The sequence below is a fragment of the Streptomyces sp. NPDC101165 genome (assembly GCF_044768135.1).
In the GTDB taxonomy this organism is placed as follows: domain Bacteria; phylum Actinomycetota; class Actinomycetes; order Streptomycetales; family Streptomycetaceae; genus Streptomyces.
This window is the reverse complement of sequence record NZ_JBIWPG010000003.1, coordinates 16597-42607: the sequence shown is the minus strand read 5'-3', so window position 1 is coordinate 42607 and position 26011 is coordinate 16597. Positions and strand designations below refer to the sequence as shown.

20 protein-coding genes and 1 pseudogene are annotated in these 26011 nt (G+C 71.2%); 8 read left to right on the top strand and 13 right to left on the bottom strand.

Annotation, left to right across the window (positions count from 1 at the left end; all coding sequences use genetic code 11):
- The first annotated feature begins 42 nt into the window (after positions 1-42).
- Positions 43-1740, top strand: a complete 1698-nt coding sequence (locus ACIRVH_RS06800; protein ID WP_403948864.1) for a DEAD/DEAH box helicase — start codon at positions 43-45, stop codon at positions 1738-1740.
- A 144-nt stretch (positions 1741-1884) separates the two neighbouring features.
- Here the strand turns inward: ACIRVH_RS06800 and narI (ACIRVH_RS06795) are convergent.
- The 3 genes and pseudogenes from narI (ACIRVH_RS06795) to ACIRVH_RS06785 all read right to left on the bottom strand — a co-directional run.
- Positions 1885-2447 (bottom strand): annotated as a pseudogene (narI, locus tag ACIRVH_RS06795) (respiratory nitrate reductase subunit gamma); the annotation flags it as partial.
- Complete coding sequence (locus ACIRVH_RS06790; RefSeq protein ID WP_403948862.1) at positions 2438-2575, bottom strand: hypothetical protein; 138 nt, start codon at positions 2573-2575, stop codon at positions 2438-2440. The gene ACIRVH_RS06790 and the pseudogene narI (ACIRVH_RS06795), both read right to left, overlap by 10 nt.
- 16 nt (positions 2576-2591) lie before the next feature.
- Positions 2592-3887, bottom strand: a complete 1296-nt coding sequence (locus tag ACIRVH_RS06785) for a phosphatase PAP2 family protein (protein ID WP_403949919.1) — start codon at positions 3885-3887, stop codon at positions 2592-2594.
- Between the two features lie 515 nt (positions 3888-4402).
- On the opposite strand from ACIRVH_RS06785, the gene ACIRVH_RS06780 reads away from it, so the two are divergent.
- Entirely contained in the window at positions 4403-5077 is a 675-nt protein-coding gene (locus ACIRVH_RS06780) for a hypothetical protein (protein WP_403948859.1), read from the top strand.
- A gap of 152 nt (positions 5078-5229) precedes the next feature.
- Here ACIRVH_RS06780 and ACIRVH_RS06775 read toward each other — a convergent pair whose 3' ends face one another.
- The 4 genes from ACIRVH_RS06775 to ACIRVH_RS06760 all read right to left on the bottom strand — a co-directional run bounded on the left by ACIRVH_RS06775 (position 5230) and on the right by ACIRVH_RS06760 (position 10043).
- Positions 5230-6831: a M4 family metallopeptidase gene (locus ACIRVH_RS06775; protein ID WP_403948857.1), complete on the bottom strand. Its 1602-nt coding sequence runs from the start codon at positions 6829-6831 to the stop codon at positions 5230-5232.
- 180 nt (positions 6832-7011) lie between these two features.
- On the bottom strand, positions 7012-7992 hold the full coding sequence (locus ACIRVH_RS06770; RefSeq protein ID WP_403948854.1) for a LysR family transcriptional regulator: 981 nt from the start codon (positions 7990-7992) through the stop codon (positions 7012-7014).
- 305 nt (positions 7993-8297) lie between these two features.
- Complete coding sequence (locus ACIRVH_RS06765; RefSeq protein WP_403948851.1) at positions 8298-8771, bottom strand: hemerythrin domain-containing protein; 474 nt, start codon at positions 8769-8771, stop codon at positions 8298-8300.
- Between the two features lie 18 nt (positions 8772-8789).
- Positions 8790-10043 (bottom strand): nitrate/nitrite transporter, encoded by a 1254-nt coding sequence (locus ACIRVH_RS06760; RefSeq protein ID WP_403948850.1) that lies wholly within the window; start codon positions 10041-10043, stop codon positions 8790-8792.
- 289 nt (positions 10044-10332) lie between these two features.
- Here ACIRVH_RS06760 and ACIRVH_RS06755 point away from each other — a divergent pair, with 289 nt between their 5' ends.
- A complete protein-coding gene (locus ACIRVH_RS06755; protein WP_403948848.1) occupies positions 10333-10755 on the top strand; it encodes a pyridoxamine 5'-phosphate oxidase family protein in 423 nt (140 codons plus the stop codon).
- 90 nt (positions 10756-10845) lie between these two features.
- Here the strand turns inward: ACIRVH_RS06755 and ACIRVH_RS06750 are convergent, their stop codons facing one another.
- The 6 genes from ACIRVH_RS06750 to ACIRVH_RS06725 all read right to left on the bottom strand — a co-directional run bounded on the left by ACIRVH_RS06750 (position 10846) and on the right by ACIRVH_RS06725 (position 17989).
- Positions 10846-11856: an Acg family FMN-binding oxidoreductase gene (locus ACIRVH_RS06750; protein WP_403949916.1), complete on the bottom strand. Its 1011-nt coding sequence runs from the start codon at positions 11854-11856 to the stop codon at positions 10846-10848.
- Positions 11857-11918: 62 nt separating this feature from the next.
- On the bottom strand, positions 11919-12365 hold the full coding sequence (locus tag ACIRVH_RS06745) for a hypothetical protein (RefSeq protein WP_403948846.1): 447 nt from the start codon (positions 12363-12365) through the stop codon (positions 11919-11921).
- On the bottom strand, positions 12365-14968 hold the full coding sequence (locus ACIRVH_RS06740; protein ID WP_403948843.1) for a multicopper oxidase domain-containing protein: 2604 nt from the start codon (positions 14966-14968) through the stop codon (positions 12365-12367). Before ACIRVH_RS06740 ends, ACIRVH_RS06745 begins: the two co-directional genes overlap by 1 nt.
- Positions 14965-16254, bottom strand: coding sequence for a TIGR04053 family radical SAM/SPASM domain-containing protein (locus ACIRVH_RS06735; RefSeq protein WP_403948840.1), 1290 nt, complete (start codon positions 16252-16254; stop codon positions 14965-14967). Before ACIRVH_RS06735 ends, ACIRVH_RS06740 begins: the two co-directional genes overlap by 4 nt.
- Before the next feature lie 398 nt (positions 16255-16652).
- Positions 16653-17150 (bottom strand): hypothetical protein, encoded by a 498-nt coding sequence (locus tag ACIRVH_RS06730; protein WP_403948838.1) that lies wholly within the window; start codon positions 17148-17150, stop codon positions 16653-16655.
- Between the two features lie 23 nt (positions 17151-17173).
- Complete coding sequence (locus ACIRVH_RS06725) at positions 17174-17989, bottom strand: DUF2249 domain-containing protein (RefSeq protein ID WP_403948835.1); 816 nt, start codon at positions 17987-17989, stop codon at positions 17174-17176.
- Between the two features lie 549 nt (positions 17990-18538).
- Between ACIRVH_RS06725 and ACIRVH_RS06720 the strand changes: the two genes are divergently transcribed.
- From ACIRVH_RS06720 to ACIRVH_RS06700, 5 genes are read left to right on the top strand one after another with little or no spacing between them, the layout of a single operon-like run.
- On the top strand, positions 18539-22237 hold the full coding sequence (locus ACIRVH_RS06720; RefSeq protein ID WP_403948833.1) for a nitrate reductase subunit alpha: 3699 nt from the start codon (positions 18539-18541) through the stop codon (positions 22235-22237).
- A gap of 1 nt (position 22238) precedes the next feature.
- A complete protein-coding gene (gene narH, locus ACIRVH_RS06715) occupies positions 22239-23783 on the top strand; it encodes a nitrate reductase subunit beta (protein ID WP_403948831.1) in 1545 nt (514 codons plus the stop codon).
- The gene (gene narJ / locus ACIRVH_RS06710; RefSeq protein ID WP_403948829.1) at positions 23780-24571 is read left to right on the top strand and encodes a nitrate reductase molybdenum cofactor assembly chaperone; all 792 of its coding nucleotides are present in this window, start codon (positions 23780-23782) and stop codon (positions 24569-24571) included. The genes narH and narJ overlap by 4 nt, the downstream gene beginning before the upstream one ends.
- Positions 24568-25347, top strand: a complete 780-nt coding sequence (narI, locus tag ACIRVH_RS06705) for a respiratory nitrate reductase subunit gamma (protein WP_403948826.1) — start codon at positions 24568-24570, stop codon at positions 25345-25347. Before narJ ends, narI (ACIRVH_RS06705) begins: the two co-directional genes overlap by 4 nt.
- Positions 25344-25949, top strand: a complete 606-nt coding sequence (locus tag ACIRVH_RS06700) for a vitamin K epoxide reductase family protein (RefSeq protein ID WP_403948823.1) — start codon at positions 25344-25346, stop codon at positions 25947-25949. The genes narI (ACIRVH_RS06705) and ACIRVH_RS06700 overlap by 4 nt, the downstream gene beginning before the upstream one ends.
- Positions 25950-26011 lie beyond the last annotated feature (62 nt).

The following is a 26011-nucleotide window of genomic DNA, read 5'->3' as shown; positions in this document are numbered from 1 at the left end:
CGGACCTCGGTTTGTGCTGTTTCCAGGAAGGCAGATAACCGCATGTCCCGCAGGTCCCAGAAGCCGAACCGGCGCGCCTCGACGTCGCCCCGACCGTCCACGTCGTCGCCGCAGGAATTCCGGCTGCCGGAAAGCACGACACCCGCGCTTCCCGCCGTCGAGGATTTCGCCGGTCTGGACATGCCGGCGGGGCTGCTGAAAACCCTCACCGCGCAGGGCGTGACCGCCCCTTTCCCCATCCAGGCCGCCACGCTGCCCAACTCGCTCGCCGGCCGTGATCTGCTGGGACGGGGACGCACCGGCTCCGGCAAAACCCTCGCGTTCGGGCTGGCGCTCCTGGCCCGCACGGCCGGGCTGCGTGCGGAGCCCAAGGCACCCCTCGCCCTCGTGCTGGTACCCACCCGTGAACTCGCCCAGCAGGTGGCGGACGCGCTGACGCCCTACGCGACGGCGGTGAACCTCCGGCTGGCCACCGTGGTCGGCGGGCTGTCCATCACCAAGCAGGCCGGTACGCTCCGGCGCGGTGCCGAGGTACTCGTGGCGACGCCCGGCAGACTCAACGACCTCGTGGAACGCGGGGACTGCGTGCTCGACCACGTCCGCATCACGGTGCTGGACGAAGCCGACCAGATGACCGACATGGGCTTCCTGCCGCAGATCACCAAGCTGATCCAGCAAGTGCGCCCCGACGGACAGCGCATGCTGTTCTCCGCCACCCTGGACCGCAACATCGACCGGCTGGTGCAACGGTTCCTGACCGACCCCGTGGTGCATTCCGTGGACCCGTCCGCGGGAGCGGTGACCACCATGGAGCACCATGTGCTCCACCTCCAGGACGAGACCGACAAGAAGGCCGTCACCACGCGCATCGCGGCCCGTGACGGCCGGGTCATCCTCTTCCTCGACACCAAGAGGTCCGCCGACCGGCTCGCCAAGCGGCTCCTGGCCGTCGGTGTCCGCGCCGCGGCACTGCACGGAGGCCGTTCCCAGCCCCAGCGCAACCGCACCCTGGAGCAGTTCAAGAACGGCCAGGTCACCGCCCTGGTGGCGACGAACGTCGCGGCCCGGGGCATACACGTCGACGACCTCGACCTCGTCGTGAACGTCGATCCCCCGACCGATCACAAGGACTACCTCCACCGGGGCGGCCGCACGGCTCGTGCCGGCGGTTCCGGGAGCGTGGTCACGCTGGTCCTGCCCGACCAGAAGCGGGACGTCACCCGGCTCATGTCGGACGCGGGCATCCGCCCCCGGACGGCCCGCGTCACGTCGAGCGACGCGGAACTGGCGACCATCACCGGCGCCCGTGAGCCGTCCGGCGTGGCCGTCACCATCGAGGTCCCCCAGCCGGCGACACCGCCGGCGTCCCGCCCGGACCGCAAGACCGACACCAAGCCCGGCACGCGATCCGGCCGCCGACGCCGGAACGGCGGCGGGGCCAAGGCGCCGACAGGTGCGGCCACCGGGACGGGAGGCCGCAGCTCCGACCGCCGGGCGGGATCGGGCGGTGCTGTCGCCGCGGGCGGCCGCAGCTCGGACCGCCGGTCCGCGGCCGGTGCAGCCACCGGCGCCGCCTCCGGCAAGGTCGTCCGCGGATCCGGCCGACGTACGGCGTCCGGCGGAGCCACGGGGGGCGCGGCCGGGACCGGAGGCCGCAGCTCCGACCGCCGAGGCGGCCGCCGCACCTCTGCCACCCGTGCCGCCTCAGGCAACGTCGGCTCCGGCGACGACTTCTCGTAGGCGTGCCGTCGAGAGCGAACCGGCCCGGGGAGGCGAACCGGGCCGGTTCGCTCGGGCCGAGCCAGGAGCTGTCGGCCGGGGTATGGGCGATCTCCACACATCCCGATCAGACGGTCGACGGGCCGAAGTGGCCGGAATCGGCGGTCAGTCGCGAGCAGTGGCGCGGCCGCGGGAGCGGTGGACGACATAGGGCCGGGCCGCATATCCGAGGGGCAGCGCGAAGGCGTGGACGAGGCGGCTGAACGGCCACAGGGCGAAGAGGGCCAGGGCGAGCAGCGCGTGCACCTGCTAGACGAGCGGGGCGTGCGCCATGGCGGTGACGTCGGGGTCGAGGGTGAACAGGCTGCGGAACCAGACGGCGGCCCCGAGCCGGTAGTCGTAGGGATGGTCGCCGACGAGACGGTGGCGGTGAGCCCGGCGAGCAGGACGAGGGCCAGGAGCGGGTGGGTGACGCGGTCGCTGCGACTGGTGGCGCGGCGTACAGCGGGCACGCGCAGGCGCAGGCGCCGGTACAGCAGCACGCCGAGAACGGTGACGGCGGCGACGCCTGCCGTGCCGCCCAGGGTCAGGGCCACGGTGTGGTACTGCTCCTCGCCGATCCCGAGGCGCCGGGTGAGCGCTTCGGGGACGAGCAGGCCCATGACGTGGCCGCCGATGACGAGGAACAGCGCGTAGTGGACGAGCGGGCCGCCGATGCTCAGCAGCCGACCTGGACCTCGGAGTGGACCCGGTCGGCGAAGTCGGCCGCCTGGCCGGCGTGGTCGGCGATCCGCTCAACCCCACGCCGCAGGACAACGGCGGCGGGATGCGTGTCGGTGGCTGTCCGAACCCGCAACCCGAGATCACATGATTCAGACCAGTTCGGGTTGTGGGTCCGGTTGCGGCGCCGGTACGGCCGTCGGTTCCCACACTTTGATGGTTCGCGCGTAGCCGTAGACCACTGAGCCCATCGCCAGGACGAGAAGTGGTCCGAACAGGTACGGGTGCTCGGCCATTTCCGTCGGCAGACAGCGATACGACAGCAGGAGCGCGGTGAAAACCGTTGTGCCGTACGCGACCAGCTGGAGTCCCGACCGGTCCCAGCCATGGTCGAACGCGCGGAGAGCCGTCTCGATCGTGAGCGTGAACACCACGCCGGCGATGAGGTCCGCACCGTAGTGGTAGCCGAAACCCAGCGTCGCGGTGAGCGTGGCAATCAGCCAGAACGCGCCTGCGTATCGCAGAACGCGTGGGCCCTTGCGGGAATGAATGAAGATCGCGGTGGCCCATGCCGTGTGCAGGCTGGGCATGCAGTTGCGAGGGGTGATCGAGTCGTACGGCACCGGGTGCGGGCTACTGATCGACGGCGGCGTGTCCGGCCACAGGTTGGCCACCGCCCACTGGACGCCGCCGGTGCCGGAGGCGCCCGGGCCGTAGGCGAAGACCGGTCCGACCACCGGGAAGAGCATGTAGATGCCCGGACCGAGGAGGCCGATCACCAGAAACGTGCGCAGCAGATGATGACGCGGAAAACGGCGCTCGGCCGCCACGTTGCGCAGCTGGTACAGCGCGACGACGACCGCGGCCACCGCAAGCTGGGCGTAGACCCAGTCGAGAACATGGGTGCCGATCGGGTCGGTGGCCCTGACGATCCGGCCCATCAGCCACGACGGATTGCCCAGCGCGTGATCGACGGTCGCCACGTACGGGTCGAGCACCAGGGGGCGGGTCTTCGCCGTGATGAGCAGCCAGGTGTCGCCGGTCTTGCGGGCGGCCACCAGCAGCAGGCCCAGCCCGACACCCTTCAGCAGCAGGACGCGCTCCCGGCCGGTGCGGCGCGTGACAGCTATGACCGCACAGCCCAACATCACCCACAACGCGCCGCTGCCAAAAGACTGACCGTCGGGCGCCCTGGCGTCGACCACCCACCGCACCAGCACGAAGAAGACGTCTATGCCGATCGCGACACCGGCCGCGATGAACCGTTGCCGCCAGGTGAGCACCACCATCATCAACGCCATACCGGCATAGAGCGGACCCGGTTTGGGGGCGAATATCACCCCTTTCACCTGGTTGGTGATCGGTCCCGGCAGGCCGTAGTGACGGGCGGCGATCTCCAGCGCGACGAGCAGTCCGAGGGCCCCCACACCCGCCGTGGCCCACAGCATCGCCCGCGGTTGACGCCATGCGGCGAACACGGTTCTGCCGTCTGTTCGCGAGAGCACCCGCGAGGATCTAGGTATCAATTGTTCGGCCGATTGTTAGATGTTGGTCATAGCGGTCGAGAGCCGATCATGCCATTGGAGCGGTGCCGGTGGCTGCGCCGGTCATGCGCGGGACGAAGGTCAGCCGAAAGATGCCCCTCGACGCCCGGCGGGCAGGGAGGGCGTCACTGCTTGCTCAGGCGCTCCGAGCGCCGCGTCCCGCCTCATCACAGCGGGTGACTCCAGCGGCTCTCTCCGCGGTCGTCGGCCGGGGAGGGTGGCACGTCATCGCGGAGCCGAAGCGGGTTCCACCGATCATTTACAGGCAGAAGCGCGCCCATGGCTGGGATTTCATCAACCGGTGGTGTAAATAAGTCAGTTGTTGCGGCTCCTAGATCGCAACAGGCGGTGATCGCGGTGGCTTCATTCGCTCTTCCTGCAATCGCCGACCCCCCTCATGCACAGCGAAAGGCACATGTATGGCGAACAACCGCAGGATGCGCTACAGCGGACGCATGCTGGCGCTCTCGGCGGCTGCCCTGGGCATGGTCGCGGCGATAGCCTCCCCGGCCTCGGCCGACGACCAGCCCACCCGGGCACAGCTCATAGCCGACTGCGACTCGGGGCAAGGGAAGTGCACCTTCAACGACCCGCAGTTGGGCGACGCGTACCTCGGGGACTTCCACCGGGTCTCCGACTCGCTCTACAACTGCAGCACCTCGCCTGCCACCCAGTCGATGACCTGGTCCGACACGGTCGGTTCCACGGACTCGGCGGGCGTGTCCGTGACCGTCGGCGGCAAGATCGCGGACATCATCGATGTCAGCGTGACGGCGACCTACAGCCACACCTGGTCGAGCTCGCACTCGGAGACCAGCTCCGTCAACATGACGGTGAAGCCCGGTGAGGTCGGCTGGCTCTCCCGTGCACAGGTGATGCAGACCGTCTCCGGCACCTGGCAGACCCACTACGACGACCGGAAGTGGGGCCACTACTTCTGGTTCGTCCCCGACGTCATCACGGGGCCTGCCCCGAACGGAACGGACGGCCAGAGCAACGCGGTGGTCGTCAAGTCCCGGAAGATGACCGCGAAGGAGAAGCAGTCCTGCTCCAGCCGCTCCGGCCGGGCCAAGACGTTCGTCGTCCAAGGCTGATCCGCCGACCGCGCGCCCGGCTGCCTCGCGGTCGGGTGCGCTGAGCCGGCAGTGGTGAAACGGGGTCGGCCCGGACGGACGGTGCATGCTGGGCAGCATGCACCGACTCCTCGTCGTCCGGGCCGGCTCCCGCGGATCAGGTGGTGGGTCGGTCAGTTGACGTTGACCGCGCTCCAGGCGGCGGCCACGGTGGCGTACTCGGGGCCGGTGGCGCCGTAGAGGTCCTTCGCCGCGTTCAGAGTCGCGGCGCGGGCGCCCTTGTAGTCCGTGGTGGAGGTCATGTAGACGGTCAGCGCCCGGTACCAGATGGCGGAGGCCTTCTTGTTGCCGATGCCGGTGACGGTGGAACCGTTGTACGTCGGGCTGTTGTAGGTGATGCCGTTGATCGTCTTGGTACCGCTGCCTTCGCTGGCGAGATAGAACCAGTGGTTGCCGACGCCCGAGGAGTTGTGCACGTCGAGCCGGCCGACGGACTTCGACCAGTAGTCGGCGGAGCGGCCGTCCAGGGACGGCTTGTCGAAGCGGCGCAGCCAGGGCGGGGTGGACTGGTCGCTGAAGAGGTAGTCGGGGGTGTCGACCGGGTTGTTGGCGTACCACTCGACCATCGTGCCGAGGATGTCGCTGGTGGCCTCGTTCAGGCCACCGGACTCACCGCTGTAGCGCAGGTTGGCGGTGGCCGAGGTGACGCCGTGGGTCATCTCGTGGCCCATGGTGTCGAGGTCGACCTGCTCGGGGTCGGTGGTGCCGTCGCCGTCGCCGGTCATCATGCAGAAGCAGGCGTCCGACCACTGGGCGTTGTCCCAGTTGGTACCGACGTGGACGAAGACGGTGGCGCCGCGGCCGTCGTTCTTGATGCCGTTGCGGCCGAAGGTCGCCTTGTAGTAGTCGAAGGTCTCCGCGGTGTTGGCGTGCGCGTCGACGGCGGCGGTGGCGCGGTCGGTGGAGAACTTCCGGCCGTCGCCCCAGATGTTGTCGGCGTCGGTGAACAGGGTGCCTGAGGTGCTCTTCAGGGACGAGGAGGAGATGTTGTGCGCGTCCCTGGTGATGTGGCCGCGCACCGGGTCGATCAGGGCGAAGGTGCCGTCGGCCTGCTGGGTGGTGTCGATGCCGACGTCACCGGTGTACTCGGAGTGGCCGGTACCGGTCGCCTCGTGCTCGACGTCGTAGTTCTCGATCGCCGCGCCGGTGGTGGCATCCGTGACGAAGACCTCGCCGTGCGGCTGGCCCTTGTCGCCCAGGCCCTGCGCGCTGGTGCGCCAGGCCAGGCGGGGGGTGCCGTCGGCGGCCCACACGATCAGTTCGGGGGTCGTCCTGGCGTCGCGCACCAGTCCGTGCGAGCGCTTCAGGGCGCCGGCCGCGGCGCCCCTGGCGTCGACGGCGGGAGTGACGGACTTGAGCGCCACCTTGTGGGCCTTGGCGCGGGTGGATCCCTTGAGCGAGCCGTCGGCTTTCTGGTGGACGACGAAGTCGCCGCCGACGACGGGGAGGCCGTGGTAGGTCCGTTCGAAGCGGACGTGCTGGGTGCCGTCGGCGTCGATGACGACGTCCTTGACGTGGAGTCTCTGGCCCGCGCCGAAACCGAAGGTGTCGGCGTGTCGGGTCACGTTCGCCTTGGCCTGGGATATCGCCGTGTCGCGGACGGAAATTCCGCCTCGCACCGCGTTGGTCTGCGAGTGCGCGGGTACGGCCATCGCTCCCGTGGTGATGACTCCGGCGGCGACCATCGCGGAAAGGGCAATGAGGGGACGGGGCATGACGGGGTGATTCCTTCGCTCGTCGTGGGGTGACGACGTCGTCGGACGTTCGCTCGTCGTGGGGTGACGGCGTCCTCGGACGTTGACGCGAAGTGTTCACCAGGTGACATGTTCCTGACGCGACTCCATCTGAGATATAGCCCCGGAGTTATAGGGCACCGGGAACCGTGGCCCGGCCGGTCACTTGCCCTGGCCGAGGGCGAACTCCTCTCCCCCGTCCTGCCACCAGGCCAGGTACTGCGGCCGCTGCCGCACCAGCGCCAGATAGGCGGCCAGAACACGCTCACCGGCCGCGTCGGCGAGTTCGGGCGGAACCGACTCCGTGTTCCAGGCCAGCAGCAGCCGCCGGTGGAACGGGACGTCCACGAGCGGCCGCTGGACGGTGCCCTGGGCGGGGACGTCGGCGGTCGGCCATACGCCGCAGACGGCGCGGCGGCCGGCGACCAGGATCTGCGCCACGGACAGATCCGGCGTCACGTGGGCGATGCGCGGAGTGAACCCCGCCGACCGACAGGTGAGATGAAGGTACGCGTGCACACCGCTCTCGTCGGCCTCCGGCATGACCCACTCCTCGCCCGCCAGCTCGTGGAGACTCACCTTCTCCTGGCATGCCAGCGGGTGGTCCTCGGCGAGCAGGACGAAGACCGGCTCGCGCAGCAGTGTGCGGGTCGCCACCGACTCGCCGACCGGCAGGGGGAAGCCCGGGAACTCGCCGAACACCGCGATGTCGCATTTCGACTGACTCAGCGACTTCACCAGGGTGTGCACGGAACGGCGGGCGTCTATGGTGAGCCGGCGTTCCGGTACGAGTTCGAACAGGGCGGAGACCAGCAGGGACACCAGAGGGCCGGCGGTTCCGCCCGCCCTCAGCGGCGCCGCGGCCTTTCGGTCCGCCTCGGCTGCCGATCGCGCGTACTCGCGCAGCCGGTCGAAGCCGACGACGAGGTCACGGGCGCAGCGCAGGACGTACTGACCGTTCTCGGTCGGTTTCACGCCGTCGGCACTGCGGATGAAGAGCGGTCCGCCCAGTTCGTGTTCGATCCGTTTCAGCTGGGCGCTCGTGGCCGGCTGGGAGAGCTGCAGCCGCGCGGCGGCCCTGCGGATGCTGCCGGCCTCGGCGACGGTGAGCAGGATACGGAGGTGCCGGAACTCGAGGTGCATGAACATTCCCCGCTCAGCGCGGGGGACCCATGCACCCCCGTGACCAGCAGAACCAGCTGCCCGACGGCATGGTGACCAAGAGTCTGACGGACCGGTGGGGGCGGCAACCATGGGTTGGCAAAACATCCGTGCGAACGCCACGACGCTCCACCGGCATAACGGTTCCGGTCCGCCAATATCGGCATGACTCACCGGGCTGCCCTTGCCCCTGACAGGCCGTCGAGCCGGAGCCCCGGATCGCAGCGGTCCGCCCGGCGGCAGAGGCTGCGCCGGGCGGACGGTGGGACGGAGACGGGAACGTCGGGTCAGGCGGTGCGCTGCGGCATGCAGGTGCCGACCCGGGCGCGTACCGCCTCGATGGCCTCCCACTGTTCGGTGTTCAGGAGCGCCAGTGCGGCGGGGAAGACGCCGTCCTGCTCCCTCAGAATGTGGTCACGCAGCAGATCGAGTGCCTCGATCAGCCGTCCGGGCCAGTGCGGGTCGGTCAGGAACGGTCCGTCCGCCTCGGCCAGCACTGCCTCGATGCGGCGGTGCTCGTCCTCCAGCGCGGCGATCTTCTCGGGGAAGTCGGCGGCCATCGCCGGGAACAGGCCGTGCTCCTCCACCTGGGTGTGGGGGGCCAGCACGGCGGTGATCTCCCGGGCCAGCTCCGCCATGTACGCGATCTTGCCGTCGCGGTGGGCGTCGCGCACCCGGCTGATGAGGTTCACCACCGTCTCGTGCTCCATGGTCAGCTGGTCGATGGACTCCAGTGCCTGGCAGCCGCAGTACTCGCACATCGTGTGCTCTCCTCCTGATCAGTGAGCCTGGACCGTGGGGACGCGCCGGGTGAGCGCGTGGCGCACGCCGGTGCCGGTGAAGACCAGGGCCGTGGCGGCCACCGCCGCGAGCAGGACCAGGCCGAGGGCGTAGGAGCCGTAGGCGCCGTACAGCGAGCCCATCACCAGCGGCGGCAGGAACCCGCCGAGGCCGCCCGCGGCGCCGACGACACCGGTCACGGAGCCGACCTTGTCCGCCGGGGCCAGCAGCACGACCAGGGCGAAGACGGCGCCGCTGCCCGCGCCGAGCGCGGCGGCCATCGCGAGGAACGCGATCGTGCCCACCGGCGCCAGATCCGGTGTGAACGCCTGGACGAAGGCTCCGGAGAAGACCACGGTCAGGGCCGCGGCCAGGACCCGCACCGGACCGATCCGGTCCGAGAGCCAGCCGCCGACCGGCCGCATCGCGACGGCCAGCAGCACGAAGCCGGCCATCCGGTTCGCGGCATCCGCCGTGGCCAGGCCGTATCCGGTCTTCAGGTAGGTGGGCAGGTAGACGGAGAAGGCGACGTAGCCGCCGAAGGCCACCGCGTAGAGGGCGGACGCCTGCCAGGTGATGCCGAGCTTCAGGGTCGCGGCCAGTCGGCGGGCCAGCGGTTCGGTGGGCACGTTCCGGCCGGGCGCGTCCCGCAGGACGAGGGCGGCCAGCACGGCGTAGATCGCGAGTACCGCGGCGGTGAGCAGGAACGGGTCGGCCATGCCGTGCGCCTTCACCAGCCTGACCGTGGTCAGGGCGCTGATCGCGGTGCCGCCCATACCGGCCCCGAAGACGCCGATGGCGAGGCCGCGCCGCGCCGGCGGGAACCAGGCATTGACGAAGGGCACTCCGACCGCGAATGCGGTGCCGCCGATGCCGAGGAAGAACCCGCCCACCAGCAGCGCCGTGAGCGAGGAGTGCCCGGCCAGACCGAGGTAGAGCACCGGCATGATGGTGGCCGCCGAGACCAGCGGGAACATGACGCGCCCGCCGAACCGGTCGGTCAGCGCGCCCACCGGAATCCGGCCCAGCGAGCCGACCACCACGGGCACCGCCACCAGCAGCGACTGCTGGAACGACGACAGCCCCAGGTCGTCCTTGAACCGCGGGCCGAGCGGGCTGAGCAGCGCCCAGGCCCAGAAGTTGACGGCGAAGCCCACCGTGGCCAGCGCCAGCATCAGCCAGGCCTGGCCGGACACGGGCGCAGCCGGTGCTGGTGCCGGTGTCTCGTTCTGCTTCCTCGACGGCTGGAGCATGCCGCCCGTCCCTTCGTTCGCAGTGGTACGGCCCCGGGTCGGATCCGGGAGCGCAGGACCTCCGGCCGCGTGGTGCGGCCGGCGGCTTACCGCCACTATTCGCGCAGGAGACTCTCCGCGGGGTGGGCCGTACGGCCTCATCCCCGGGCCCGGCAGTCCCCAGGTTTCCCCCCGCCGGACCACGGTCCCCGGTACGTGGCTGCCGGCATGCCCCGGCTGTGACGGCGGACGACGGGACAAGGGCCGTACGGCCCTAACGTGCCCCGCTCCCGCGAGAGACCATGGACGGATGATCCACCAAGACGGCTTCCGCGCGCTCGATCGGCAGGAGTGCCTACGCCTGCTGGCGAAGGCTCCGGTCGGTCGTGTCGTCTACACCCGGCAGGCACTGCCCGCCGTGCTCCCGGTCAACTTCTCCGTGGACCACGACTCCTCCGTACTCCTGCGCACCTCCGCGAGCTCGGACCTCGTCCGCGCCATCGACGGCGTCGTGGTGGCCTTCGAGGCCGACGACTTCGACGTCGCGACCCGATCGGGCTGGAGCGTGGTCGTCACCGGCCGGGCGGCCGTGGTGACCGACCCTGCCGAACAGGAACGGCTGGAACGGACCGGTCCGCGCTCCTGGGTGGTCACGGACGACGGGGTCTTCGTGCGCGTCGAGTCGGAGATGGTCACGGGCCGCGAGATCGCCGGCACGCGCGACACGGACTGACCACGGTGCGGGCGGCAGGCGCCCCGCACCGTGGCAGCGGGGAAGCGGTCCGCGAAGGCTGTCGGATTCAGGGCGTCGGCCCCGTAGCCGTCAGGGACGCGTTGCGTCGGGCTCGCCCACGAGCTCTGTCACCGCCTGCCCGCGGGCGCGGGGTGTACGGCCGCCGTCAGGGCCGTAGCCGAAGCGGATCAGCACCTGCGGGTGGCACCGCTTGCGGGAGAGGCTGGTGGCCTGGCGCAGATCCGGCCATTCCATCGCCTGGTGAAGGAGCGAGGTGCGCACCCCGTGCACCGTTGCCGTCAGCAGCACGTGCTGCAGGGCCTGGCCCGCGCCCAACCAGTCCTGCGGCCGGTCGTGGGAGGTCCACAACAGCGCGACCTGGGCGTGGCGTTCGAAGCGGAGCGCAGGCAGACGCGGCACCGGCAGCGGGCCGGTGAAGTCCCGCATCGGCATCCGCCCGCCCGCGTCCGACGGGCCGAGGGCGGTGACGGGGATGCCGTAGGGGGCGCCCGTTCCCGGGACGGTGATCCAGTGGCGGGTTTCGGCGGTGCGCGCCGCGCTGGCCTGGTTGCGGGCCTCGGCCACGGCGGTCAGACGCAGGAGCCGCCGGGTGCCGACGATCTCCGGCAGATACAGTTGCGCGCCCTGGGTGTGCGCAGCCGCGGTCATTTCCACCACGACCGGATCGGGTACCGGACGCCCGGTGAACGGCATCCGGCTGGTGTGCCGCCGGGCTATGGCCTCGTACAGGTCCGTGTCCCGCCCACGGTGGGCGTGCGGACCGGTCGGGTCGGCGAGCCACAGGGTGGCGAGCAGCTCGGGCTCGGCCGGATCCGGCAGCAGCCACACCTCCGGGCGCCGGCCCAGATGCTCGGCGGCCAGCCGAAGGTTGAACACGGCAGCGCCCACGGACAGATACTGCGCGCGGCTGTCGGGGTCGGCCAGCGGCAGCATCCGCTCCGGCACGGCGCGGATCTCCAGGCTCTGGTCGTGCGGGTCGACGCGGAAGCGCCAGGGTTGGGTGTTGTGGATGGACGGGGCCGCCACCGCTGCCGCGAGCAGCGTTTCCAGGCTTGCCGCATCGAGGTGAGGGGTACGCACCATGCTTCCTCTCTTGTCCGGGACCGCCGAAGCCCGAGGGGCGGGACCCGCACCGTCGGCGGTCATGTGACGGGCAGGGCGGTGGCGAGCAGGACGACGCCCAGCGAGCCGACGAGCGACACGACGGCCAGGGCTCGGGCCAGTTCGGCACGGCCCTTGGCGTACGCGATGCCGTGGCCGGCCGCGGCGAGCATCACCAGCACGAACAGCCCGAGTTTGGTGGCCAGCGTGCGCCCGTAGCCGGGCTCGGCGAGCGAGGCCCAGGTGACGCCCCGGTGCCAGGCCATGGCCCAGCCGGTGCCCAGCTGGACCGGGAGGAACACCGTCCCGGTCAGCAGTCCGAACCGGCGGCCCGCCGCGGCCGCGAAGCGGTCCCTGGCTTCCGCGGACAAACTGCGCCGCGCGAGCGGCAGCACCACCAGGGTCAGGGCCAGCTGTCCGCCGACCCACAGGACGGCACCGGTGACGTGGAGGAACCGCACCAGGGACCACAGGCCGACGGTGCCCACTACCCGTTCACCTCCACCGTGCCTGCCGCCCCGGCCTCGGCGTGCCGCATGTCGTGGTCCACGAAGGAGTAGTGGCCGGCCGCCGGGAACGTCGTCTCGACGAAGCCGCCCTGGGCCACGGCCAGGTCCAGGACCTGCGAACCGCCCGGCCGGCCGGGTTCGAGGAGGTAGGCGCCCTCCTTGTACACGGTGTCGAAGACGGTGCCGACGACATGGAAGGAGACGCCGTCGCTCGGTCCGGCGGCCACCACCCAGAAGCGGGCCCGCTCGCCGGCCTTCACCGACAGCGGCGCCTTGGCGTACTGGGCGGCGCTGCCGTTGAACACCCAGGCGTCCGGGATGTCCTGACGCATCTTCGCCACCTGGGCCGTGCTGCCGGGGGTGCCGAGGTAGAGCTCGGAGGCGACCAGTACGTACTCGTGGTCCACCTCGGGCAGGCCGGGCGGGTCGATGACAACGGCGCCGTACATGCCGTTGCCCATGTGCTGCAGCATCGGTGCCGTGCTGCAGTGGTACAGCCACGCGCCGGCCCTGTCGGCACGGAACCTGTAGACGAGACGCCGACCCGGCCGAAGGGTGCGCATCGCCCGGTCGGGAGCGAGAGAACCGGCGTGGAAGTCGATGCCGTGGCCCATGGTGGGGTCGTCGTTGACGAGGGTGACCTCAAAGGTGTCGCCCACCTTGCCGTGCAGGGTGGGGCCCGGCACGGTGCCGCCGAAGGTCCACATCTGCTGCTCGACGCCCGGGGCGACCTCGATGGTCCGGCGGACGGCGTGCAGCTCGATACGGTGCAGGGTTCCGGCCGCTGCGGGAGGCAGCGCGGCGTCGCGGGCCTTCCACCCGTGGGAGAAGTCGGCGGCGAGGTCCAGACCGCTGCCGTCCGTCATGGACATGTGGCCGTCGTGCGCCACGGTGTCCTCACCCGCGCTGTGCTGCACCACGATGCTCAGCGACATCCCGGCGGCACGGTGTCCGGGCAGCGTGCACCAGGCCGTGCGGTCCTTGGTGACCTGCCCGAGATCGAGCGTGCGGCTCTCGCCCGGGGAGAGGAGCGGGGTGGCGGGGCCGCCATCGACCTTGAGGTCGTGGCGTTGCCCGTCCCTGTTGGTGACGTTCAGCTTCAGGGCGGTTCCCTGGGTGACGTCGATCCTGCCGGGCCGGATGCGCATGTCGGCCAGGGTGACGTCGACGGTGCGTGTGACGGCGGCACCGCCCCTGCCCGTCCCGGCGGCGACGGCCGGGGCGTCGGTGCCGCCACCGCTGTCGGCCACCAGCACGGCCAGCACGATCAGCACGGCACCCGCCGCGGTACCCAGCAGGACCGGCCGTCGCGACGAACCGTCCTCCCGAGCACCGAGACCACCGCGGAGGAGCGCGGAGACCACGAGCGCGACGAATGCCACTCCGGATGCCGCGGCCAGCAGTGAACCCGCGGTCGCGGCGGGCCCGGGCAGCGGCAGCGCCAGCAGCGCGACGCCGGCGTTGAGGCTCACCAGCCGGGCCGGCCAACCGCGCTCCAGCACCGCCCGCAGCGCAGCCCGCTCCTTCGGACCGGCGGCGAGCACGATCGGCAGCAGATAGGTCAGGGCGCCGATGAGGACCTGTGCGACGAACCCGATGAGCAGGACCGGGACAAGGGAGCCGAGCGCCTCCCCCGCCTCGGCGAGCGGCCGGGCGGCCAGGATGCCCGCGTCCGCTGCCACACCGGCGCACAGCCACCCGGCCGCCGCGCCCAGCATCCAGGCGGCCGCCGCTGACACCGGGCGACGCCCGCGCACCGTACGGACGAACAGCTCCATCGCCACCGCCACGCCGATGGCGTACGCCGCGACACCGGTCAGTGTGGCCCAGCGCCGGCCGACCGCCGGCGCCGCCACCGTGATCAGCAGTCCACTCCCCGTCAGCCTCAGCACCCAGGGCGCGACCCGGGTGGTGCGTTCGGCCATGCGCACGCCGAGCACGGTGGGCCACAGCATGAACAGGGTGCCGAGCACCGGCAGTCCGATCCAGCCGAGCAGCATCACGTGGATGTGGGCCAGCCGCAGCCCGGCATAGTGCCGCGGATCTGCGTGACCGGTGGCGAGCAGGCCGCCCAGTACCACACCGGCGAGCATGGCCACGGCGGCCGCCCGGTAGAAGCCGACGACAGGGGTGAGGCGTCCGCCGAGCGCGCCACGGCCCATGCGCACCAGCACCACCAGGTGGGCGGTGATCGCTCCCACCAGCAGCGCGCACGCGGCGCCCGTCATGACGGGCTGATCCGCCCACACACCGGTGAGCACGCCTGCCACGGCGAGGTTCACCGCCATCAGCCGGGCATCGCTCCACCGCTGGTCAGGACGCCGGGCATGCAGCAGGGCGACAGCGAAGTGCTCGCTCCAGACCACGATGGCGGTGGTGGCGGCTCCGAGCAGGAACAGATGGATCGCCAGCCAGCGGGCGACGGGCAACGTCTGCTGGGCGGCAGCGGCCAGCAGTGCCAGGATCACCCACGCCACGACGACGATGTGGGCGCGCAGGTGACGGGCCTTCAGGCCGGACTGTCCGAACCTGCTGGGATACCGGCCTGCGGTGACTTCGGGGGGTTCGAGCCGGCCGGTCATGTGACGTCCTGTCGCTGTGCGCATGGCGCGGACGAGGCAGGGTGGACCGGCGGGTCGGGATGGACCGGCGGGTCGGCGGTATGCGCCACAGCGGCGTCGTCGGCCAACAGCACGGCCAGTTCTTGCTGGTGGGGGAAGGATCCGGGCCGGTAGCCGCACCAGGGCTCCTCGGCGTACGGATCGCCGGTGAGGCCGTAGGCGCGGGAGCGGGAGCCACCGCAGACGCGGCGGAACTCGCACGATCCGCACCGGCCGCCGAGCCGGTCGGCGTCCCGCAGACCGGTGAACAGCTCGGACGTGCGGTAGATCGCGGGCAGGGGCGTCTCGCGTACGGTGCCCGCGCCCAGCGGCAGGAAGCCGCTCGGGTGGACCGTGCCGGTGTGGGAGACGAAGACGAAGCCACGGCCTGCGTTGACATCCAGCGGCGGGCGGCGGGCCCGGCGTCCCCCGGCGTCCAGGCCCAACTCGAGGGCACGATCACGCAGGCGCCGGTACAGCGGCCCGAGTCCCAGCGCCGCGACAGGATCCTCGCCCGCCTGCGCCAGCACCTTTCTCTGGAGCGCCACGCGGCGGAAGTGGTGTGCCTCGGTCGTCTTGGCGGGCACGGTCAGCCCGACGTCGTACACGAAGTTCAGGACGTCCTCGGTCTCGGCCGCCGTGAGCACGCCGAGTGCGCGGCCACGGCCGGTGGGCACCAGGAAGAACGCGCTCCACAGCATGGCACCGTGTTCGGCGACCAGTCGGACGATGTCCGGCAGCTCGTCGAGGTTGTGCCGGGCGACCGTGGTGTTGATCTGCACCTTCATACCGAGTGCGCGGGCGGTGTCCCAGGCGTCGAGGGTCCAGCGGTACACCCCGGGCACACCCCGGAATCCGTCGTGCGACTCGGCTGTGGAACCGTCCAGGCTGAGCGAGAGCCCGACGGCGCCCGCCTCGTGTACGGCGCGCAGCCGGGCCGGGGTGAGCGTGGGGGTGCCAGAGGGGGACACGGCGACGCGGACGCCCGCCTCCTGGCCGTAAGCGATCAACTCCAGCAGATCGGGACGCTGGAACGGGTCTCCGCCAGTGATCACGAACAATGGAGCGGGCTGCCCGAACGCCGCCACCTGCCGCAGCAGTCCACGCGCGGCGGCGGTGTCCAGCTCGCGCGGGTCGCGGTCGGGCACGGCCTCGGCGCGGCAGTGCAGGCAGGCCAGCGGGCAGGCGCGGGTGCACTCCCAGATCACGATGAACGGCTTGTCCGCCACGTTCTGATGCTGTCGACGGATCGCTCGGGCGTCGTTCACCGGATCCTCCATGCCGGATCCGTCCGCATCGTGCGTCCGGCCGCCCGGGAGTCAGGGCAGACGTGGCGGGCGGCCGGACGGTGACCGGTCCGGCCCGTGCACGGCACCCGTCGCGGGGGACGACGGCGAAGACACCCGCGCGGGCGCTCGGTTCGGTCGTACACGGGATACCTCCGGATCGGTCGGCAGTCAGCATCCGGCATCCGACGGCCTCGGCGCGGCGGCCGATGGGCCCGTCGGCAGGGGCCGAGGGTCCCTGGTTCCGGCGATCAGGGCTGGGCCGTACGGACCGGCGGAACATGGATGCGTTCGGGGTGGGGGATCGACAGGGCGTGCGAGCTTCCCAGGTCTCGGGCGACTTGGGGCCCCGGCATGGGCGGCTCGCGAGGCTGAGTGGATCAGGGGAGCCGCGGATTCGCGCCCAGGGTGTTCGCCGTGGCCACCAGCGCCGCACCGAGGCCGGTCAGCGCACCCCCCAGGCCTGTGACCAGCGTGGTCAGGTGCCAGGCCTGATAGGCCGACAGCAGCGAGCCGCGCAGCGTTTCGCCCATGAAAGCGGTCTGACGCAGCTGGGCGAGCTTCTCGTCGTCGCCGGTGGCGTGCAGCTCTTCGGTGATCTCGGCGTAGGTGCGGCCACCGGTCGCCTGGACGACATGGTCCTTGATCAGTTCGGCGTAGGCGTGGGCCTGGGGCCCGGTCTCCACGCTCCGGCCGGCGAAGGCGGCGAGATGGGCCGGCAGCCCGTGATCGGGGAATGTGATCTTCTGCGCGGCGAGTTCGGTACGGATCTCCTTCCGGCCTTGTCGGCCGCGGGCCAGCATGACAGGTCCGGTGACCATCAGGGTCGCGCCGACCGTCCCGACCAGTGCGCCGATCCAGCGATGCGCTGCGTTCATGACGTGCCTTCCTTGTTGCGGGTTCAGCGGTGGCCGAGGCGGAGCCGCCAGGCCTCGGGGCCCCGCTGCAGGTACTCCACCGCGAAACGGCCGGGGTGGCGTTGCTCGATCTGCGCAAGCAGCGGCAGCGGGTCGTGCGGCGCGACGAGCACCATGGCGCTGCCCGCCGACACGGCGTCGAGCGCGCCGAAGACCGTGGCATGACGCAGGGCGTGGGGCACGGACCGCACATCCAGTTCGGGCACGGCTTCCTCTGCGTGACCGTCGCAGCCACAGCCCTCCTGGGCCATGTCGACCGTGAGATCCGCCTCTGCTCCGGATGCCTGGGAGCCGGACCTGCCGTCGGCGGGCGTGGCCGCCGAGGCCCGCTCGTGCAACTCCTTGAGCAGCGTGGCGAGACGTACGCCGGGTGCCACGGCGAGCAGCGGGAGGACGAGCCCGTTCTCCTTGGCCACGTGCTCTTCGAAGAGCACCTGAAGGGCGCGGGCGTCGGCCGCGGCACCGGTCGGCCCGGGCGCGGCACGCAGGGCGTCCACCAGCGCGGTCATGCAGCTGTTTTCCGCGATCAGGCTCTCGATGAGGAGCCGGCTGTCCGGCAGAGAGCGCGCGGCGGGGTAGAACACGGACTCCTCGGCGGTCGCATACGGCAGGAGTTCGCGGTCACAGAAGGCGACGAGGCCGGCGCGGATCTTCTCCGCGGCACCGGGATCGCGGTCCGCGGCGGTGAGCAGCATCGCCACCCGCCCGGCCAACTCGCCTGCCAGGCGGACATGATGCCGCTCTGCGGCTTCGAGAGCCTCGGCGTCCTCGGGGGCCGAGGCAAGGGTGAGAGCACTCATGAAGTGGCTCCAGCGGTTCAGAGCCGGACCAGCCGGCCAGTCGGGCAGAGGCGGCCGTCCGCCACGTCCCCTGAGCGACCGGCGCACCAGGCGGCCAGGCACAGAGACGCACGCCGGGGCGGGGTCGTGGCGGACGGCTGTCCGGCCGTGGCTCTGGCAGAGGCAGCGGGCCGGACGGTGACCGGACCGGGAGCGAGCCGCGCCTGCCCCGGCCTGTACACGAGGAGACGTGGCCGCGGACAGCGGGACCCGATGGTCCGTGGCCGCTCCTGGCCGGTCACAGCACAGCATCACCGTGCCGCAGCCGCCGACGCCTGGGCCGAGCGGTCCTCCGGCACCGCCCACCGGCCCCTGATCACGGTTCCGAGCAGGGCCGAACGGCCATCCGGAGCAGGGAACTTCGGCCCAGGTGCACGCTGCTCGCACATGCCTGGCGTCCGGTGGCCTCCACTGGACAGGCTCCGACGGGAAGGTTGGGCCGGAAGGCGGTCAGGACAGGGCCGTTCGGCCCCAGGACCGGGCCGGCGCCGGCGCCTAGCGTTCGTGACCATGGAGAACGACAGGACCGCAGGCCCCTCGCAGCAGCGCGCAGGCGAGGGCTGGCCGCTGGCCGCCCGCAGGTTGTTGACCCGTCGCGAGGTCTCGGCCGACGGACGCGCCGTCTTCGGTGCGGGCGACCCGAAGTGGGAAGGCTTCTACCGGGACCGCTGGGCGCACGACAAGGTGGTGCGTTCCACGCACGGCGTCAACTGCACGGGCTCCTGCTCGTGGATGGTGTACGTCAAGGACGGCATCATCACCTGGGAGCACCAGGCCACCGACTACCCGTCGATCGGCACCGACTGTCCCGAGTACGAGCCCCGCGGCTGCCCGCGCGGTGCCTCGTTCTCCTGGTACACCTACTCCCCCAGCCGCGTCCGCTACCCGTATGTGCGCGGCGCGCTGCTGAAGCTGTGGCGCGAGGCCCGGCGGCGGCTCGGGGACCCGGTGGCCGCATGGGCGGAGATCACCGGCGATCCGGCGAAGGCACGCGCCTACAAGCGGGCCCGCGGCAAGGGCGGACTGGTGCGCGCCGACTGGGACGAGGTGTCCGAGCTGGTCGCCGCCGCCCAGGTCCACACGGTCAAGACGTACGGCCCCGACCGCGTCGCCGGCTTCTCCCCGATACCCGCGATGTCGATGGCCTCGTTCGCGGCCGGTGCCCGTTACACGTCGCTGATCGGTGGCACGCTCCTCTCCTTCTACGACTGGTACGCCGACCTGCCGGTCGCCTCGCCGCAGGTCTTCGGCGACCAGACGGACGTGCCGGAGGCCGCCGACTGGTGGAACGCGGGCTATCTGATCATGTGGGGGTCCAACATCCCCGTCACCCGCACGCCCGACGCGCACTTCCTCACCGAGACCCGCTACAACGGCACGAAGGTCGTCGCGGTCAGTCCCGACTACGCGGACAACGTCAAGCACGCCGACGAGTGGCTGGCCCCGCACCCGGGCACGGACGGCGCGCTGGCGATGGCCATGGGGCACGTGATCCTGCGCGAGTTCCTCGTCGACCGCGAGGTGCCGTACTTCCAGGACTACCTGCGCAGGTTCACCGACGCCCCGTTCCTGGTGACGCTGCGCGAGCACGGACACGGTCTCGTCCCGGACGGTTTTCTGACCGCTGCCGACCTCGGCAGCAGCATGGAGCATGCCGATTCCAAGACCGTGCTTCTCGACTCGGCCACCGGCGAACCGGTCGTGCCGAACGGCTCGCTCGGCTTCCGCTGGGGGGAAGCCGAGCGAGGCCGCTGGAACCTCGACCTGGGCGACACCGTGCCCGAGTTGAGCCTGCTCGAGAGCGCTGAGGACACACTGGCCGTGGCGTTGCCCCGCTTCGACCAAGGCGGCACGGAGGGCGGCTCGGTCATGGTGCGCGGGGTGCCCGTGCGGCGGATCGGCGGGCACCTGGTGACGACGGTCTTCGATCTGATGCTGGCGCAGTACGGGGTGCAGCGGCCGGGTCTGCCAGGCAGTTGGCCGTCGTCCTACGACGACGCGTCGGAGCCCTACACCCCGGCCTGGCAGGAGACGGTGACGTCCGTCCCGGCCGAGCAGGCTGCCCGGATCGCCCGGGAGTTCGCCCGCAACGCGGAGCGGACGCAGGGACGTTCGATGATTGCCCTCGGCGCCGGCACCAACCACTGGTTCCACTCCGACACCATCTACCGCGCCTTCCTGGCGCTGCTCACCATGACCGGCTGCCAGGGCGTCAACGGCGGCGGCTGGGCGCACTACGTCGGCCAGGAGAAGGTCCGCCCGGTCACCGGTCAGCAGCACCTGTCGTTCGCCTTCGACTGGCAGCGGCCCACCCGGCACATGGCGGGCACCTCCTACTGGTATCTGAACTCCGACCAGTGGCGCTACGAGGCGTTCGGGCCCGAGGAGCTGGCCTCCCCGCTGGGGGAAGGGCGGTTCAAGGGCAAGGGCTTCGCGGACTGCCTGGCGCAGGCGGTGCGGCTGGGCTGGACACCCGGCCACCCCGGCTTCAACCGCAACCCGCTCGACCTGACGGACGAAGCGGCGCGGGCCGGGCGTCCGGTCGCCGAGCACATCGTCGACGAGCTGAAGTCCGGGCGGCTGCGGTTCGCGGTCGAGGATCCCGACGATCCGGCCAACTTCCCGCGCGTGCTGACCGTGTGGCGGGCCAACCTGCTGGGCTCCTCCGGCAAGGGCAACGAGTACTTCCTGCGCCACCTGCTGGGCACCGACGCGGCGGTCCGCTCCGAGGAGACCCCGCCCGAGGGCCGCCCGAAGGAGGTGGTGTGGCGGGAGGAGGCCCCCGAGGGCAAGCTGGACCTGCTGGTCTGCATGGACTTCCGGATGACGTCCACCGGTCTGCTGGCCGACGTGGTCCTGCCGGCGGCGACCTGGTACGAGAAGGACGATCTGTCGAGCACGGACATGCATCCCTTCGTGCACGCCTTCACGCCGGCCATCGCCCCGCCCTGGCAGGCCCGCACCGACTACGACACGTTCCTGACGATCGCCGACCGGTTCAGCGAGCTGGCCGCCGAGCACCTCGGCACCCGTACCGACGTGCTCGCGGTGCCGCTGCTGCACGACACCCCCGACGAACTCGCCCAGCCGGGCGGCGTGGTGCGGGACTGGAAGACCGGCGAGTGCGAGCCGGTTCCCGGGCGGACCATGCCGAAGCTGGTGGTCATCGAGCGGGACTACGCCGCGATCGCGCAGAAGATGCGCGCCGTCGGTCCGCTGCTCGACACGCTGGGCACGACCACCAAGGGCGTCACCGTCCACCCGGACCAGGAGATCGAAGACCTTCGGCACCGCAACGGCACCGTCAGGGACGGAGTCGCCGCCGGGCGGCCCTCGCTCGCCACCGCCAGCGACATGTGCGAGGCGATCCTCGCCCTGTCCGGCACCACCAACGGCCGTCTGGCCACCGAAGGCTTCCGCGAGCTGGAGCGGCAGACCGGCAGCAAGGGCCTGGTGGAACTCGCCGCCGAGCGTGAGGCGGACCGGATCACGTTCGCCGACACCCGCACCCAGCCCCGCTCGGTGATGACGTCGTACGAGTGGTCGGGCTCGGAGACCGGCGGGCGCCGCTACTCGCCCTTCGTCATCAACACCGAGCACAAGAAGCCCTGGCACACCCTCACCGGCCGGCAGCACTTCTTCGTCCAGCACGACTGGATGGCCGAACTGGGCGAGCAACTCCCCGTCTACCGGCCCCCGTTGAACACCCCCAGGCACTACGGCGACGAACACCTGCACGACAAGGACCGCGCTGAGGTCACCGTCCGCTATCTGACCCCGCACTCGAAGTGGTCCATCCACTCGAACTACCAGGACAACAAGTACATGCTCGACCTGTCCCGCGGCGGACCGACGGTCTGGATGTCCACCGCCGACGCCGACAGGATCGGGGTCAAGGACAACGAGTGGATCGAGGCGTACAACCGCAACGGTGTCGTCGCCGCCCGGGCCGTGGTCACCCACCGTATGCCCGAGGGCACGGTGTACATGTACCACGCCCAGGACCGCAACGTGAACGTGCCGAAGACCGAGGTCAGCGGCAAGCGCGGCGGCATCCACAACTCCCTGACCAGGCTGCTGCTCAAGCCGACCCATCTGGCGGGCGGCTATGCGCAGTTCACCTACGCCTTCAACTACTACGGACCGACCGGGAACCAGCGCGACGAGGTCACCGTGATCCGCCGTCGCTCGCAGGATGTGGAGTACTGAGATGCGCGTGCTCGCTCAAGTGGCGATGGTGATGAACCTCGACAAGTGCATCGGCTGCCACACCTGCTCGGTCACCTGCAAGCAGACGTGGTCCAACCGCACCGGCGTCGAGTACGCCTGGTTCAACAACGTCGAGACCAAGCCCGGCGTCGGCTACCCGCGCCGCTACGAGGACCAGGAGCACTGGAAGGGCGGCTGGATGCTCGACAAGCGCGGGCGTCTGGTCCTGCGCTCCGGCGGGAGGATCAAGCGGCTCCTGTCCCTCTTCGCCAACCCCGACCTGCCGTCCATCGAGGACTACTACGAGCCGGTCACCTACGACTACGACAACCTCGTCAACGCCCCCGCTCAGAAGGACATCCCGGTCGCCCGCCCCCGCTCCGTCCTCACCGGCAGGCCCACCGCCATCACCTGGGGCGCCAACTGGGAGGACGGCCTGGGCGGAGCGCCCGAGAACGCCGGCGGCGACCCCAACCTCAGCGGGGAATGGGCCCAGAAGGTGAAGTTCGAGTTCGAGCAGACCTTCCTCTTCCACCTGCCCCGCCTGTGCGAGCACTGCCTCAACCCGGCCTGCGTCTCCGCGTGCCCTTCCGGCGCGATGTACAAGCGGGTCGAGGACGGCATCGTCCTCGTCGACCAGGACCGCTGCCGGGGCTGGCGGATGTGCGTGACGGCGTGCCCGTACAAGAAGGTGTACGTCAACCACGCCACCGGCAAGGCCGAGAAGTGCACGTTCTGCTTCCCGCGCATCGAGGCCGGCCAGCCCACCGTCTGCTCCGAGACCTGCGTCGGACGGCTGCGCTACCTCGGCCTGCTCCTGTACGACGCCGACCGCGTCGGCGAGGCCGCCGCCACCCCCGACGAGCACGACCTGCTCGACGCCCAGCGCGGCGTCTTCCTCGACCCGCACGATCCCGAAGTCCGTGCGGCCGCACGGGAGTCGGGCATCCCCGAGGACTGGCTGGACGCCGCCCGCCGCTCCCCCGTGTACGACCTCGTCATGCGCTACAAGGTGGCGCTGCCGCTGCACCCGGAGTACCGGACGATGCCGATGGTCTGGTACGTGCCGCCGCTCTCCCCCGTCCTCGACGCCGTCGACGCGGCGGGCGGAAATCAGGACGACCCCGACCACGTCTTCGCCGCCGTCACCCGGCTGCGCATCCCGCTGGAGTACCTGGCGGAGCTGTTCACCGCCGGGGACACGGACGTCGTCGCCGGTGTGCTGATGAAACTCACCGCGCTGCGCTCGTACATGCGTGAACGCACCCTCGGCGAGACCGGCGACGAGGCCACGCTGAAGGCCGTGGGACTGACCCCGCGCGAGGCGGAGGACCTGCACCGGCTCCTCGCCGTCGCCAAGTACCAGGACCGGTACGTCGTCCCCGCCGCCCACAAGGAGGACGCCGCCGCGCTGACCGCGATGGAGAACCGCTGCCCGGTCGAGACGTCCGGCGAACCGGCGGACGCCGGTGGCCGGCGCGTGATGCTCGGCATCCCCACCCTGCGCCGCCGTACTCCCGAAGCTCCCGCCGGAGGCCGTCCGTGAGCCCGCTGCCCGCAACGATCCCCGCCATCGTCCGGACCCGCCTCCGCGCGGCCGTACGCCGCCCGGTCCGCCTCACCGCCGAGGAGGCCGAGGCACGCGCCCTGCTGCTGCGGCTGTGCTCGCTGCTGCTGCAGTACCCGGACGGCGAACTCGTCGCCTCCCGACCGGTGTTGAAGGACGGTGTCACCGCGCTGCCGGCCTCTGCTGCCGCCGGCCACCTGGCCGCCTTCACCGCGTGGATGGCCGCCCAGGAGCCCGACGGGCTGGAGCGCCACTACGTCGAGATGTTCGACCTGCGTCGCAGGAGCAGCCTCTACCTCACCTACTACCTGCACGGTGACACCCGTCGCCGGGGCATGGCCCTGCTCGCCCTGAACCAGCGGTACCGGGCCATGGGCTGGGACATCGACGGGGGTGAACTGCCCGACCACCTCCCGGTCGTCCTGGAGTTCGCGGCTCTGGCGGGTCCCCGGGGCGGCGAGGCACCCCTGCGCCAGCACCGGCGGGGACTGGAGTTGATCCACCGCGCCCTGGCCGACGCCGACTCCCCCTACCGGCACGTCCTGGCCGCCCTGCTCACCCTGCTGCCGCCGCCCACCGAGGCGGACCGCGCAGCGGTGGCCCGGCTCGTCGCCGAGGGACCGCCGAACGAGGAGGTCGGTCTCGACCCCTACGGGGCCTACGGCGACGGGGAGTTCGCCCCGCCCGACACCTTCGTGCCGCCGCCGGCCGCCCCGCCGACCCTCGTGCCGCCCGCCCCGACCAGCCGCCCGGAAGGCCCCCGATGAACACCCCGCTCTCCCCCTCGGCCGCCGCCTCGGCGGGCGGCGCCGATCTGCTCCTGTGGGTCGCCTTCCCCTACATCTGTCTCGCCGTGTTCGCCGTCGGACACGTCTGGCGCTACCGCCAGGACCAGTTCGGCTGGACCTCCCGCACCAGCCAGCTCCTCGAACACCGCTGGCTGCGCTGGGGCAGCCCGCTGTTCCACCTCGGCGCCTTCGCGGTGATCGCCGGACACGTGGTGGGCCTGGCCGTCCCGGCGTCCTGGACCGAGGCAGCGGGCATCAGTGAGCACGCCTACCACACCACGGCCGTCGCGCTGGGCTCCGTCGCCGGGGTCGCCATGGTCACCGGCCTGGGCATGCTGTGCGCCCGCCGGCTGCTCGCCCGCCGGATCCGCCTCACCACCGACCGCAGCGACAAGCTGCTGTTCCCGCTCCTGTCGGTCACGGTCCTGCTGGGCTTCAGCGCCACCGCCGTACACAACGTGTTCGGCGGAGGCTACGACTACCGGTCCACCGTCTCCGTCTGGTTCCGCGGCATCTTCACCCTCCACCCTCATCCGGAGGCGATCGCGGGAGCGCCGCTGCTCTTTCAGCTGCACGCCCTGAGTGCCTGCCTGCTCTTCGCCGCCTGGCCCTTCACCCGCCTCGTGCACGTCTGGAGCGCCCCGATCGGCTACCTCGCCCGGCCCTACCTGGTCTACCGGCGGCGCGCGGCCACACCGGCACCCGCCGTGCACGGCGTGCAGTCCCCAAAGCCGCGTACGCGGCGTGCCGCATGAGGCAGCCCCGCACGGCGCAGCCGGGCCGGCGCATCGGCTGGCTGCTGACCCTGACCGGGCTGATCGGCTGGCTCGCGTCCTTCGAGCTCACCGTGGACGACTGGCGGCTGCTGAAGAACCCGGCCTACCAGCCGCCGTGCAACATCAGCCCGGTCATCAGCTGCGGCAGCGTCATGGCCAGCCCCGAGGGCAGCGTCTTCGGCTTCCCCAACATGCTGCTCGGTCTCGGCGCCTTCGCCGCCGTCGCGGTCCTCGGCCTGGCCGTGCTCACCGGGGCGCGCCTGCACCGGGCGCTGTGGCTCACGCTGAACGCGGGGGCGGCCGCCGGTGTCCTGTTCGTGCACTGGCTGATCTACCAGTCCCTCTTCGGGCTGGGCCGGCTCTGCCCTTACTGCGCCGTCGTCTGGGCGGTCACCATCGCCCTGTTCTGGTACATCACGCTGCGCAACCTCGGACGCGGTCTCATCCCCGTACCGGCAACCGGCCGGAGCTGTCTCGCCCTGGTGCTGGAGACACACTGGATGCTTCTGGCGGCCTGGTACGGCCTGATCGCCGTCCTCGTCCTGACCCGGTTCTGGCCGTACTGGAGCAGCCTGCTCTGACGGGGCCGCCAGGTCCCGCGGATCGGGACGTTCGGCCCAAGCACACCTGGACCGCCGGAATT